Origin of the sequence: Bradyrhizobium neotropicale (assembly GCF_001641695.1) — a bacterium.
Lineage (GTDB): Bacteria > Pseudomonadota > Alphaproteobacteria > Rhizobiales > Xanthobacteraceae > Bradyrhizobium > Bradyrhizobium neotropicale.
In genome coordinates this window covers 152990-166091 of sequence record NZ_LSEF01000089.1, presented here as the reverse complement: position 1 = coordinate 166091, position 13102 = coordinate 152990, and the positions used below count along the sequence as shown (strand labels likewise).

At 66.1% G+C, this 13102-nt stretch carries 10 protein-coding genes; 8 read left to right on the top strand and 2 right to left on the bottom strand.

Annotated elements, in window-relative coordinates:
- The first annotated feature begins 2 nt into the window (after window positions 1-2).
- Entirely contained in the window at window positions 3-1010 is a 1008-nt protein-coding gene (locus tag AXW67_RS28900; RefSeq protein WP_245315764.1) for an extracellular solute-binding protein, read from the top strand.
- On the top strand, window positions 1003-2262 hold the full coding sequence (locus AXW67_RS28895) for a PepSY-associated TM helix domain-containing protein (RefSeq protein WP_082908084.1): 1260 nt from the start codon (window positions 1003-1005) through the stop codon (window positions 2260-2262). The genes AXW67_RS28900 and AXW67_RS28895 overlap by 8 nt, the downstream gene beginning before the upstream one ends.
- On the opposite strand, the gene AXW67_RS42275 is transcribed toward AXW67_RS28895, so the two are convergent.
- Window positions 2143-3000, bottom strand: a complete 858-nt coding sequence (locus tag AXW67_RS42275) for a LysR substrate-binding domain-containing protein (RefSeq protein WP_063680626.1) — start codon at window positions 2998-3000, stop codon at window positions 2143-2145. The two genes, AXW67_RS28895 and AXW67_RS42275, sit on opposite strands and share 120 nt — an antisense overlap.
- 163 nt (window positions 3001-3163) lie before the next feature.
- Between AXW67_RS42275 and AXW67_RS28885 the strand changes: the two genes are divergently transcribed.
- The 6 genes from AXW67_RS28885 to AXW67_RS28860 all read left to right on the top strand — a co-directional run bounded on the left by AXW67_RS28885 (window position 3164) and on the right by AXW67_RS28860 (window position 11283).
- Window positions 3164-4069, top strand: a complete 906-nt coding sequence (locus AXW67_RS28885) for an alpha/beta fold hydrolase (protein WP_161491305.1) — start codon at window positions 3164-3166, stop codon at window positions 4067-4069.
- Between the two features lie 95 nt (window positions 4070-4164).
- A complete protein-coding gene (locus AXW67_RS28880; protein ID WP_063680625.1) occupies window positions 4165-5397 on the top strand; it encodes a rhodanese-like domain-containing protein in 1233 nt (410 codons plus the stop codon).
- 292 nt (window positions 5398-5689) lie between these two features.
- Window positions 5690-6934, top strand: coding sequence for a phosphoglycerate dehydrogenase (serA, locus tag AXW67_RS28875; protein ID WP_027552179.1), 1245 nt, complete (start codon window positions 5690-5692; stop codon window positions 6932-6934).
- Between the two features lie 113 nt (window positions 6935-7047).
- Window positions 7048-8067, top strand: coding sequence for a patatin-like phospholipase family protein (locus AXW67_RS28870; protein WP_063680624.1), 1020 nt, complete (start codon window positions 7048-7050; stop codon window positions 8065-8067).
- Window positions 8068-8070: 3 nt separating this feature from the next.
- Complete coding sequence (locus tag AXW67_RS28865) at window positions 8071-9525, top strand: GntP family permease (RefSeq protein ID WP_063680623.1); 1455 nt, start codon at window positions 8071-8073, stop codon at window positions 9523-9525.
- A gap of 147 nt (window positions 9526-9672) precedes the next feature.
- The gene (locus tag AXW67_RS28860) at window positions 9673-11283 is read left to right on the top strand and encodes a tannase/feruloyl esterase family alpha/beta hydrolase (RefSeq protein ID WP_430648737.1); all 1611 of its coding nucleotides are present in this window, start codon (window positions 9673-9675) and stop codon (window positions 11281-11283) included.
- Between the two features lie 29 nt (window positions 11284-11312).
- Here the strand turns inward: AXW67_RS28860 and AXW67_RS28855 are convergent, their stop codons facing one another.
- Window positions 11313-13031 (bottom strand): ATP-dependent Clp protease adaptor ClpS, encoded by a 1719-nt coding sequence (locus AXW67_RS28855; protein ID WP_063680621.1) that lies wholly within the window; start codon window positions 13029-13031, stop codon window positions 11313-11315.
- Window positions 13032-13102 lie beyond the last annotated feature (71 nt).

The following is a 13102-nucleotide window of genomic DNA, read 5'->3' as shown; positions in this document are numbered from 1 at the left end:
CCTTGGCAGTTCTGATTGCGCTGGCGTCTGTCTGTGCTGCCACCGCGGGTGCGAGCCGCGGCGAGGAGATCACGCTCTATTCGAGCAGGGAGGCTGCCCTGGTCGCGCCTGCGGTCACGGCGTTCACGGAAGAGACCGGCGTCAAGGTGAATGTCGTCTTCGTCGAGGATAGTCTCGTCAAACGCCTCGTGTCCGAGGGCGAAGCGTCGCCTGCGGACGTCCTGATGACGATCGGCCTGGACAAGACCACGCAGCTCTCCAGCCGCGGTCTGACCCAGGCGCTCGTATCGCCGCGCGTCGAGCAGGCCGTTCCGTCAAATCTGCGCGGGGACGGCGCGCAATGGTTCGCCGTCTCCGTTCGTCCGCGCGTCGTGCTGGCGCGCAAGGACAGTGCGCTGGCGGCAATCGACTATGAAGACCTCGCGAGCCCGCAATGGCAGGGCAAACTGTGCATGCGCTCGCCTCTGCATCAGAACAACGTCGCCCTGGTGGCGGCCTATCTCGCCCATCACGGCGAGGCCGCGACGGAAGCGTGGCTCGCCGGTCTGAAAGCCAATCTCGTCCACAAGCCGGTTGGCAAGGACAACGATGTGATCCGCGAGATCGCGCAAGGACGTTGCGAGATCGGCATCGGCAACACAGTGGCGCTGGCGCAGTTGCGCGATGGACGGGACGGCGCCGACTGGCGTGCCTGGGCGATGGCGGTCAGGGCGGTTCCGACAGTGTTCAAGGGCGGCGGCACGCATGTGAATCTCACCGGTGCGGCGATCGCAAAACACGCGCCGCATCCAGCGTTGGCACAGAAATTCATCGAATTCCTTGTCGCGCCCGAGGCGCAGCGGATCTTTGCAGCCGCCGAGCTCGAATATCCCGTGCTTGCGGCGGCGAAGCCGGCTCCGATTGTCGCCGAGATCGGATCGTTCACGGCCGAAGCGTTGCCGATCGATCAGGTCGCAAGCCATCAGCAAGCCGCGATCGCGCTCATCAGGAAGGTGGGTTTCGATGAGTAGGCTCGGGCATACGATCAAGGCCGGCCTGCTTCAGGTCCATTCCGTCGTGGGCCTCGTGCTCGCGCTGCTGCTTACCCTGATCGCGCTGACCGGCGCGATCATGAGCTTTGAGGACGAGATCGTCGATCATCTGAATGCGGGGATGATGCGGGTCGCGCCGCGCACGGCGCCGGTGCTGATGCCGGACGAACTGGTCGCGCGGCTGAAGGCGGCTCAGGATGTCGGCAAGGTCGCCGCCGTCACGCTGTCGAGCGATCCGTCCGCGGCCGTGCATATCCGCTTCGCCCGGGACGAGCAGGGCGGGCGGCCGGCTTCGCTCTATGTCGATCCCTATGACGCGCGCGTGCTGGGCGTGCCGCGCGGCGAGGAATTCTTTGCCATCGTCCGCAGGCTGCATCGGTGGCTGCTGATCCCCGGCGATGCCAAGAGCTGGGGACGCCCGATCACCGGCATCGTGGCGCTTTGCCTCATCGTCATGCTCGTGTCGGGCCTCGTGCTGCGCTGGCCGCGCCGCGCGAGCAGCGTCAAGATGTGGCTGAAGCCAAATCTCGGGCTCAGCGGCCGCGGCCTGCACCGATCGCTGCATGCCGTGATCGGCACCTGGGTGCTACCGATCTACCTGGTGATGACGCTGACGGGGCTCTGGTACTCGTTCGACTGGTACAAGGATGGCGTGGTCTGGCTTCTGTCGCGGCCGGAGGCTGCCGCGGCGAAGATGCAGCCGAGGGCACCGCGCGCAGCCGTCCCGCGCGAGCCGGTGCCGGCGGTGGGATTCGATCGAGCCTGGTCGGCTTTTCTGCACGAAGAGGGTGATCGCTTCTCCAGAGCCTTGCTGACGCTGCCTGCCGGGCCCGGGACGGTGATCCGGATCAGGTCATGGGGGAAGGAGGCTACGCTCGAGGCCACGCGCGACGAATTTCGCATCGACGCGGTCACCAGCCAGATGGTCTCCGCGGAGCGTTATGTCGACAAGACGTTCGGCGAGAAGATCATCGCGAGCGTGTACGACCTCCACCGCGGCGCAATCCTAGGCTGGCCAGGCAAGCTCGCGTTCATGCTCGCCGCGGCGCTGATGCCGCTGTTCGCCGTTACCGGCGTCTTGCTCTATATGTCGCGCCGCAAGTTGCGGCCATCACGCCAGCGCGCAGCGCTGCGCGATGATGCTGCCGATCGCACGGGCGAACGGCAGGTTGCAGCCTCTAGCGATGCCAAGGGCAAGCTCGACGGCGTTGAGCTGCGGCAGTTCCGCTAGGTCGCTGGCATGCGGCAGCGCCTTGCGCTCGCCGAGTCTGACCGGCAGGGCGGCATAGCCGAGGCCAGCCTTGACGGCGGCGATCAGTGCGGTGAGGCTGCGGGCCTCGCAGGCGATGGTCCATTCGCGTCCGACGAGCCGCAGGCTGCGCAGCGCTTCGCTGCGATAAGCGCAGCCATCGGCGAATGCGACCAGCGGAACGGCATCATCGGGCCAAGACGTCGCCTTGCCAAACCAGGTCATCGGCTCAAACGCGATCGCGGCGTCATCGGCATTCGACGGGGCGCGCTTGTAGAAGGCGAGATCGAGCCGGCCGTGGCCGACGTCTTCGGCGAGCCGCGCCGACAGGTCGGTCCGCAGCGCGAGCTGAGCATCCGGGAAGCGCGAGCGGATTTCGCCGAGGGTCGACGAGAAATCGCGCTCGAGAAAATCTGCGGGCATGCCGAGCCTGATCTGCCCGCCCGCCCCCGGCCGGCGCATCGCGGCAATCGCGCGTTCGTTGAGCGCGATGATCTCTCGCGCATGTGCGATCAGCTCCTCGCCCTTTGCCGTCGGGCCGAGCACTCGCCCGCGCGCCCGCTCGAGCACGGGATGGCCGACCAGGCCTTCGAGCCGGGCGATCTGAAGGCTGATTGCGGATTGCGATCGCCCCAGCTGCTCGGCGGCGCGCGAAAAACTCTTGAGGTCGACAATCGCGATCAGGGACCGCAGCGTGTCGATGTCGAGGGTCGTCGGCATGGGCGAACTCCGAAAGAGGCGTCGCCGGATACGAACCCGGCGCAAGAGCTCAGTCAAAATCAGATTTATCAATGAAGCCATTGCAGAAATCAATTTTCCCCGCGTGAGGCGTGTGCGCTATCAGGCAAGCGCGCCGGTCGGAATAAGGCGCGGGGGGAAATACATGCAACGCCGCAATCTTCTGAAGGGGCTGGGATTGACCGCCACTGCCGCCATCGCCGCGACGCCGGTTGTGGCTCAGGGCGCAAAGCCCATTCCGATAATGGCGCCATCGCCATGGCCGGCGCCGCAGCTGGCGAGCGACGGCCGGCTTGGCCATTGCCGTATTGGCGACGGTCCTGCGGTCTGCGTGGTGCTGCACGAATGGCTCGGCGACCACGTCAACTGGGAGCCGGTGCTGCCCTATGTCGATCTCGCCCGCCACTCGCTCGTGTTCATGGACCTCCGCGGCTACGGCTGGTCGCGCGGGATGAGTGGGAGCTACACGCTGGATGAAGCCGTCGCGGACGTGCTGCGCACCGCCGATGGCCTCTCGACCGCTCGTTTCCATCTTGTCGGGCATTCGATGTCCGGGCTGGTGGCGCAGAAGATTGCGCTCCAGGCGCCGGGCCGGGTCCAGAGCGTGACGCTGTTCTCGCCGGTGCCGCCCACCGGCTTCCGTGCCGACGAGGCCGCGATGAAGGCACTCAACGCGGTGATCGACGAGGACGAGGCGGCCGCGCGCGCGATCACGGCCCGCACCTCCAGCCGCTACGGTGCCGGCTGGCTGCAGCGCAAGCTCGCCATCGCGCGCGGCGCGGCGACGCTCGAGGCGATGCGCGGCTATCTGAAGATGTTCACGAGTTCCGCCATCACGGGCGAGACACACGGGCTTGCCGCGCCCCTGCATGTGGTGAACGGTGGGCTCGACATCGTGTTCTATCGCGGCGATCCCTCGCGCAACGCCTTTGCGCTGGCCTATCCGCGCGTGACGTTCGAGACGATCGAAGACGCCGGCCACTACTCCATGCTCGAGACCCCGGTCCGGGTGGCGAGCATCATCGAGAAGCAGGTGGCCGCCGCGGGCTGAGGCGAACCGGCGATCAACAATATGCAGCGGAGTGGCTAGCCAACGCCCCGACTATCGTTCAAAAGCTCCTGGCTCGTCCTTTCGAGGTTCATGCCATGACGCTTCAGACCGTCACTCCCGCCGACATCCGCCGCGCGCTGCTGCTGCGCGAGGAGATCGCGCTGCTCGATCTCAGGTTTGAGGCGGCTTTTGCGACCGGCCATCCGCTGTTCGCCGCCAACATGGCCGTGGACAGGATCGCGATCGAAGCCGAGATGAGACTGCCGCGCAAAGATGTGCCGGTCGTGCTCTATGATGACGGCGAAGGGCTGGTTGCTGTGGGCGTCGAACGTCTTGCCGCGCTTGGTTACACCAACGTTCGTGCGCTCGACGGCGGGCTGAAGGCGTGGCGCGCGGCGGGCCTTGAAGTGTTCGAGGACGTCAATTCCTATTGCAAGGCCTTTGGTGAGCTGGTCGAGGCGCGCCGCCACACGCCCTCGCTCGGCGCCGACGAGGTCGCAAAGCTGATCGCCGACAAGGCCAACATCGCCATCCTCGACGTCCGCCGTTTCGACGAATACGCAACCATGAACATCCCGGGCTCGGTCAGCGTGCCCGGCGCGGAGCTGGTGCTGCGGGCAGGGCGCGCCGCGCCCGATCCCGACACCACCATCATCGTCAATTGCGCCGGCCGCACGCGCTCGATCATCGGTACCCAGTCGCTGATCAATGCCGGCGTGCCCAACAAGGTGCGGGCGCTGCGCAACGGCACGATCGGCTGGACGCTGGCGCGACATACGCTCGATCACGGCTCGGACCGGCGCGGCGCCATCGGGCCGTTCGAAGGCGGCCCGGCGAACGCGCGTGACGTTGCCTATCGCGCCGGCGTCCGCCGCATCGGCGCCGGCGAGGCGGCCGCGCTCGTCGCGCAGACCGGTCGTACGCTCTATCGGTTCGACGTGCGCGACGCGGAGGAATATGCGGCCGGCCACATCCCGGGCTTCCGTCATTATCCGGGCGGCCAGCTTGTCCAGGAGACCGACATGGCCGCGCCCGTGCGCGGCGCGCGCATTCTCTTGACCGACGACAAGGGCGTCCGTGCCGACATGACCGCGTCCTGGCTCGCGCAGATGGGCTGGGAGGTCTATGTGCTCGAAGGCGGTTATGGCGGCGCGCTCGAGGTTGGGCCAGCGCGTGTCCTGCCGAAGCCCGATCCTGCGCATCGCTACCGCCGTCCCTATGAGGGCACAGACGTCGCCGAGCGCGCGATGCAGGCCTATCTCGACTGGGAATACGGCCTCGTCGAGCAGCTCCGCCGCGACGGCACGCACGGGTTTTACGTGATTTGACGGCGGGCGGGAGTGTTCCTTACCGCGAGCATTGATCTCTCACCGTCACCCTGAGGTGGCCGCTTCTTCAGCGGCCCTCGAAGGGCGACGGCCCGGCCGCGTCGGGGCCGTTCATCCTTCGAGGCTCCCCACGCCACACTTCGCGTCGCATGGCTCGCACCTCAGGATGACGGGTCTGGTACACCAAAACCACCTACCACCCGGCCATCTTCTCCCCATATCCAAACCCTATTGTGCTGCGTCTCCTCCGCGGTCTATGAGCTGCGGCAAAGCTGTTACTTACGGAGATCCTATGCCAGCCCCAGGTCAAAACCCCGAGCGGAACGCGAAGGCGCTGCTGCTTGAAGGCGTCAATGACAGCGCCGTGGACCTGTTCAGGAGCGCGGGCTTCACCAATGTCGAACGCCTGACCAAGGCGCTGGACGGCGAGGCGCTGCGGCAGGCGCTGAAAGGCGTGTCGCTGCTCGGCATCCGCTCGCGCACGCAGATCACCGAGGAGGTGCTGGAGGCTGCCGACCAGCTCCTGGCGGTCGGCTGCTTCAGCGTCGGCACCAACCAGGTCGATCTTTTGGCGGCGCGAAAGCGCGGCATTCCCGTGTTCAATGCGCCGTTCTCCAACACGCGCAGCGTCGCCGAGCTTGTGATCGGCGAGATCGTGATGCTGCTGCGGCAGATATTTCCGCGCTCGGTATCGGCGCATGAAGGCGGCTGGGACAAGTCGGCGACCGGCAGCCGCGAGGTCCGCGGCCGCACCCTCGGCATCATCGGCTATGGCAATATCGGTTCGCAGCTTTCGACGCTGGCGGAAGCCATGGGCATGCGGGTGATCTACTTCGACCGCACGGACAAGCTCCGCCATGGCAATACCGAGCCGGTCGAGAAGCTGGAAGAGCTCCTGGCGCAGAGCGACGTGGTCAGCCTGCACGTGCCGGAGACGCCGGAGACCGCCGGCATGATCGGCGAGAGGGAGCTGCGGGCGATGAAGCCGGGCTCGTTCCTGATCAACAACAGCCGCGGCACCGTCGTCGATCTCGATGCGCTCGCCGGTGCCTTGCGTGACGGTCACCTCGCCGGTGCCGCCATCGATGTGTTTCCGGTCGAGCCTTCGTCGAATGCCGACCGATTCAAGAGCCCGGTGCAGGGCCTCGGCAACGTCATCCTCACCCCGCATATCGGCGGCTCGACCGAGGAGGCACAGGAGCGGATCGGCGGCGAGGTGGCGCGCAAGCTCGTCGATTATTTCATCACCGGCTCGACCATGGGCGCTGTGAATTTCCCGGAGGTGCAGCTGCATCTGCGCCCCTCCGGCGCCCGCTTCAGCCACGTCCATCGCAACGTGCCGGGCATGCTGCGCCGGCTGAACGAGGTGTTCCTCCAGCGCGACATCAACATCGCCGCGCAATATCTGGAGACCGCCGGCGACCTCGGCTACGTCGTGCTCGATGCCGACCTCGGCGGCCAGGATTCGGGCACGCTGCTCGAGCAGATTCGCGCCCTCGAAGGCACCGTCGGCGCACGGCTGGTATTCGAGCATTAGACGGCGGGACCGTCACGTTCCGGTTGCATCGAGCGGCCACGGCTCTCTACACTGCTGTCATCCTCGGCGTGTTATAAAACGCGTCGAATTTGAGCTTCAGTTGCGTGGTGCCGATGGAACGGGACGCCGTACCGATTGATCTCGCACTTCAGGGCGGCGGCTCGCACGGCGCGTTCGCCTGGGGCGCGCTCGACCGTCTCCTCGAAGAGAAATGGATCGAGATTGCCGCTATCTCCGGCACGTCTGCGGGTGCGATGAACGCGGCGGTATTGGCGGATGGCTGGACCGCCGGTGGCGCCGAAGGCGCGCGTGACGCGCTGGAGCAATACTGGCGCCGTGTCTCGCGGGCCGCCGCCTTCAGCCCGCTGCAGCGCTCGCCGCTCGATCGGCTGATGGGGCGCTGGACGCTCGATACATCGCCCGCCTACATCCTCACCGATCTGATGTCGCGGGTGCTCTCGCCCTATGATCTCAATCCGACCGGCTACAATCCGCTGCGCGCGGTGCTGGCCGAGAGCATCGATTTCGAGCGCCTCGCGCGCTCGCCGATAAAGCTGTTCATCACCGCGACGCGTGTGCGGACCGGGCGCGGCCGCATCTTCCGTAATGCCGAGATCACGGCCGACGTGCTGCTGGCGTCGGCCTGCCTGCCGACCATGTTCCGGGCGATCGAGATCGATGGCGAGCCCTATTGGGATGGCGGCTTCGCCGGCAACCCGACGATCACGCCGCTGGTGCGCGAAAGCGACGCCTGCGACACCATTCTGGTGCAGATCAATCCGACGGAGCGGCCTGAGGAGCCGCGGACGGCGGCGGAGATCCTCAACCGCCTCAACGAGATTTCCTTCAACTCGCCGCTGATGAAGGAGCTGCGCATGATCGCGCTGCTGCGCCAGGCGGCCGATCCCGGCAGCGGCGAGGGCGCGCGCTGGGCGAAGATGCGGACGCATCGGATCAAGAGCGACATGCTGGCGAAGTTCGGTGCATCCTCGAAGCTCAATGCGGAGTGGGAATTCGTCTCGATGCTCCGGTCCGAGGGACGGCTGGCTGCGCAGGCGTTTCTCGACGAGCATGGCATGGACGTCGGCCGGCGCACGACCGCCGATCTCGATGTTCTGCTGACGGAGTGCTGAGGCATGGGTCTTCTCGGCCTTCTCGTCGGGCTCGGCCTGCTCGTGGTGTTCGCCTTTCGCGGCTGGAGCGTCCTCTTGCTCGCGCCGTTCGCCGCGCTCGTTGCCGCGCTGTTCGGCGGCGAGCCGCTGCTTGCGAACCTGACGCAGGTCTTCATGGCGAGTGCGGCCGGCTTCCTGGCGCAGTTTTTTCCGATCTTTCTGCTCGGCGCTGTCTTCGGCAAGCTGATGGACGACAGTGGTGCCGTCACTGCGGTCGCCGGCTTCATGGCGGAGCGACTCGGTGAGCGGCGTGTGGTGCTGGCGGTCGTGCTGGCCGGCGCGATGGTCACCTATGGCGGCGTCAGCCTGTTCGTCGCGTTCTTCGTCATCGTACCGATGGCCCGGTCCCTGTTCCGAGCCGCCGCGATTCCGCGCCGGCTGATACCGGCCGCGATCGTGCTGGGCACGTCGACCTTCACCATGTCCGCGTTGCCAGGCACGCCGTCGATCCAGAACGCCATCCCGATGCCGTTCTTCGGCACGACGCCGTTTGCCGCGCCGGGCCTTGGCATTCTCGCTTCGCTCGTCATGCTCGCGACGGGATTGTGGTGGCTGCGTCGCGCCGAGGGTGCCGCGCGCCGCGCCGGCGAGGGCTATGGCGAGGACACGGAGGATGCGATGGAGCGCGCCGCCGCCGACGAGCTCGTGCGCGAACGCGCAACCACGGCGCGGGAGTTCGACCCGGCGGAGCTGAAGCGCGGCCATCGCAGCGGTTCGCCGTCGCCGGTCGCGAGCGCCATCGTGCCGCTGATCGTCGTGGTCGCCGTCAATCTCACGATGTCGCTCGTGGTGCTGCCGCGGCTCGACGTCAGCTATCTCGCCGAGCCGCGTTTCGGCAGCACGTCGTTGGCCGCAGTCGCAGGTGTGTGGTCGGTCTCGGTCGCTCTGGCTGTCGCCATCCTCGCGACCATCGTGCTGAACTGGACCCGGCTGCCGGCGTTGCGGCAGACCATGGACGCCGGCGCCAATGCGTCGGTCCTGCCGGCGCTGAGTGTCGCGAGCCTCGTCGGCTTCGGTGCGGTCGTCGCCGCGCTGCCGGCCTTCACCGTGGTGCGCGACTGGGTGCTCGCGATCGAAGGCGGCCCGCTGGTGTCGCTGGCGGTCGCAACCAACATCCTGGCCGCATTGACCGGGTCGGCATCGGGCGGCCTGACCATCGCGCTCGATGCGCTCGGCCAGACCTATGTCGAGCTTGCCGCGCGCACCGGGATTGATCTCGGCTTGATGCATCGCGTCGCGGTGATCGGATCGGGGACGCTGGACATCCTGCCGCATAACGGTGCGGTGGTCAGCCTGCTCGCGATCTGCGGCCTGACGCATCGCGACAGCTATTTCGACATCGTGATGGTGGGCGTCGTGACATCGTTGCTGGCGCTGGTGGTCGTGATCGTATTGGGCGGCCCGCTGGGATCGTTCTAGCCTGGACGCGGATGTCAATGAATTGACGGGCCATTAATGGTCGCATTCAATGCGCGCCTCCCGTTGGACCGGATAAGAATGAAGAGGGTGGAAACGATGGCGCGAATGGATGCGAGACTGTGTGCATGGCTCGCGGGCGCGATAATCATGCTTGGCATGAACGCCGCGTTTGCGGCGACGTTGCCGCAGGAGGCCGACACGGTCTGCAAGAGCCTCGCCGGCGGCGGCGATGCGGTGAAGATCGATGCCGCAACGTTGCAGGCGCCGTCGCAGCTCGCTGTTGCGGAGCGCGGACCGACGCCGTCAGGGCGCGTCACGCCAGCCAACCCCGCCTTCTGCAAGGTGCTCGGCCATATCGATCCGACCGATCCCAAGGCACCGCCGATCAAATTCCAGGTCAACTTGCCGGTCGAGTGGAACGGGCGGTCCGTGCAGTATGGTGGCGGTGGATTCAATGGCGTGCTGATCACCGGCCTTGCGCTGCCGCCAGCCTATCCCTTCGATAGGCCGTCGCCGCTGGCGCGCGGCTTCGTCACCTACGGCACCGATTCCGGCCACGAATCCAAGCCCGGCGCGCCGCCGCAGCACTTCGCGCTAAACGACGAAGCGTTCGAGAATTTCGCGCACCGTGCCTACAAGAAGGTGCGCGATGCCGCCGTCGCGCTGATGGAGCGCGCCTACGGCAAGCGGCCGGAGAAGATGTACTTCATGGGCTCGTCCGAGGGCGGCCGTGAAGGCCTCACCATGGCGCAGCGCTATCCGGAGGATTTCGACGGCATCTTCTCGCGCGTTCCCGTGATCAACTGGGTCGGCCTGCAGCATGCCGGCACGCGCTCGGGCCTCGTGACCATGGGCGCGGGCTGGATCAATCCGGCGCAGGTGAAGCTCGTGGGCGATGCCGTGCGTACGGCTTGCGACAAGGCCGATGGCTCCGATGACGCGCTGGTGCAGGATCCCGTCGCCTGCAAGGCGGCGTTCAAGGCCGAGACGCTGCGCTGTGCCAGCGGCCAGAGTGGCGACCAGTGCCTGACTGACGCGCAGATCAAGGCGATCGACACGCTGCATGCGACCTACAAATTCCCGTTCGCGCTCGCCAACGGTCTCGACGACTATCCGGGCTGGGGTATTTCGGGCGAGGATACGCCGGCTGCCGGCTCGACCGGCGGCTGGGTCGCATGGTGGCTCGGCACGGCGCCGCCGGCGCAGCCGCCTGTGCCCAACAACGGCATCGCCTGGATCTACGGCGCAGGCGGCATCCAATATGTGTTCGCGCGCGATCCCAAGCTTGACGTCACCACCTACAAGGTAGAGGAGCACAAGGCGCGGCTGCTCGAGGTCTCGAACCTCATGGACTCGACCAATCCCGATCTCAGCCGCTTCCGCGCCCACGGCGGCCGGCTGATCATGCTCGAGCATATGGCCGACTACGCGCAGAGCCCCTATGCCGGCATCCGCTATTTCGAGAGCGTCGAGCGCAAGCTCGGCAAGGCCGAGACCGCGGAGTTCGCGCGGCTCTACACCGCACCGGGTGTCGACCATGTCGGCTCCGGCGCGCCGGCCAATGTCGACATGTTGAGCGTGCTGGTCGACTGGGTCGAGAAGGGCAAGGCGCCCGGCGACTTGGAGGTCACCGAGCAGAAGGCCGAGGCGCCGTCATTCGCAGTGCTGCGCGCGCTGCCGCTGTGCCGCTGGCCGACATGGCCGCACTACAAGAGCGGCCCGGTGACGGAGGCGTCGAGCTTCACCTGCGCGCCGTGATCAGCACGTAAGACCGGCGCGGCGGGGCTTCACCCCGCCGCCATCTGCTGTGCACCGCCGAGGAGCCGCGCGTTGAGCCGGCCGCCGGAGAACAGCATGTCATCGAGTGCCTCGTCGATGTCGGCAGAGATGACGGAGTTGCCGCCATCCCGAGCAAGGCTCGCCTGCGCCAGCCGTCGCATCAATTCCTTGATGAAGGCGCAGCTCGTGCCCTCGCTGCGCCGGGCAGCCTCGGCGGCGACCGCTTCCTCGAGCGGCAGCCCTTTACCGTAGAGCCGGACCAGCTTGCCGCGGCCGGTTTCATCGGGAAGCGGCACTTCGATGGCCTGATCGATGCGCCCGGGGCGACCAGCGAGGGCGCCTTCAAGATCCTCCGGCCGGTTGGTGGTCAGAACGAATAAGATGGCCGCATCCTCCTTCAGCCCGTCCATTTCATTGAGCAGCTTGTTCAGCAAGGACTCCTCACACGGTCCCATGTCGTCGCGGTCGCGGGCGATGAGATCGACATCCTCGATCACCACCATCGAGGGCTGAAGCAAACGCGCGAGGCTCATATAGGCGCTGAGAAGGCCCATTTGCTCGGCGGTGATGATCAGCGTCGTATGCCCGGGCAAATGCGTCGCGAGATAGCGGATCGTGTGGGTCTTGCCGGTGCCCGGCGGTCCGTACAGCAAAATGCCCTTGCGCGTCGATTGGCCGAGCCGCCGCAGCTGGTCGCGGGTGCCGACGAAATTCAGCACGTTGCGCTCGAGCAGCCGCAAGGTCTGCTCCGGCAGAATCACCTCGCTTCGAGAGACTGGCGGTAGTCGGTGTACGGTAATGCCGCGCGAGCGACCGCGATAGTCGTCGTCGACATCGAGCGAGAGGATCTTGCCGCGATAGGTGCGCGCGGCTTGCACGGCTTGCTCCAGTTCGCCGAAGCACTGCTGGACGAGGGCTGCACCTGCTGCGCCCGAAGGGACCGCGATCTCGATCCGGATGCCGCTCTCGCGGCTGTATTCGCGATGTACGCAGAGCAGTACGGCATAGCGGAGATCACCCTGCGCGCACAGCCACAGCCCGTTGTCGAGGCATTTGACCGGGTTCGTCTCGCCGATTTCAAGATCGAAATACTGCAGCGGGGCGAGCGCCTGTGCATGGCGCCCTTCGCGGAGGAGCCGTGAAATCGACAGGGTCTCGTAGCGCTGTTCCTCGTTGATACCGTACAGTCGGATCGCGGTGCTGAACAATCGATCGATGGCCGCCTGGACATCTGCCCGCATATGGCCGGGAAACTGGCGGACCGTTGTCACGAGTTTGCTGCGCGGAACGCCGGCAAAGTGCCAGTCCAGAACGTCGCAGGCATAGTCGAACTTTTCCTCCGGTTCCTCCGAGGTGCTGTCTGCTGCACGAATGCAGTCGCTGCACAGCCAGATCGTGCGGCCGCCGATCCGCACGTCCGTCTGTCCCTCAGGCTTGCCGCAGAGCTCGCACGGTGTCTTGATCTCTTCGAGCGTGATCTTCAGGCCGTGCCGCGCGAGAGAAATGTATTGTTGGGCGGACTTGAAGAGCGCTTCGGCGACGGATTGCGGGTAGGGACCGCAAGCGGCTTTTTCCTCTTGCTCAATCCTGGCGATCAGGGCGATCGCTTCACGCTCCGACTTGCCGAAAACCCGGCGGAGCAATTCGACCACAAACTCGTCCGGCGTGTCGTCGTCATTGTGGATCACGAGCTGGGCCGGTTCGCGTTCACTCCGCATATTGCTCATCCAAATAACTCCAGCGCTACAACCTGTACTTGAATGGAACAAATAAGGAACATAAAGTAAAGCGGCCGTCA

Bases quoted from the DNA above. Each gene is read 5' to 3' on its own strand.
- AXW67_RS28895 (WP_082908084.1), top strand. From the start codon at position 1,003: ATGAGTAGGCTCGGGCATACGATCAAGGCCGGCCTGCTTCAGGTCCAT.
- AXW67_RS42275 (WP_063680626.1), bottom strand. From the start codon at position 3,000: ATGCCGACGACCCTCGACATCGACACGCTGCGGTCCCTGATCGCGATT.
- AXW67_RS28885 (WP_161491305.1), top strand. From the start codon at position 3,164: ATGCAACGCCGCAATCTTCTGAAGGGGCTGGGATTGACCGCCACTGCC.
- AXW67_RS28880 (WP_063680625.1), top strand. From the start codon at position 4,165: ATGACGCTTCAGACCGTCACTCCCGCCGACATCCGCCGCGCGCTGCTG.
- serA (WP_027552179.1), top strand. From the start codon at position 5,690: ATGCCAGCCCCAGGTCAAAACCCCGAGCGGAACGCGAAGGCGCTGCTG.
- AXW67_RS28870 (WP_063680624.1), top strand. From the start codon at position 7,048: ATGGAACGGGACGCCGTACCGATTGATCTCGCACTTCAGGGCGGCGGC.
- AXW67_RS28865 (WP_063680623.1), top strand. From the start codon at position 8,071: ATGGGTCTTCTCGGCCTTCTCGTCGGGCTCGGCCTGCTCGTGGTGTTC.
- AXW67_RS28860 (WP_430648737.1), top strand. From the start codon at position 9,673: ATGCTTGGCATGAACGCCGCGTTTGCGGCGACGTTGCCGCAGGAGGCC.
- AXW67_RS28855 (WP_063680621.1), bottom strand. From the start codon at position 13,031: ATGAGCAATATGCGGAGTGAACGCGAACCGGCCCAGCTCGTGATCCAC.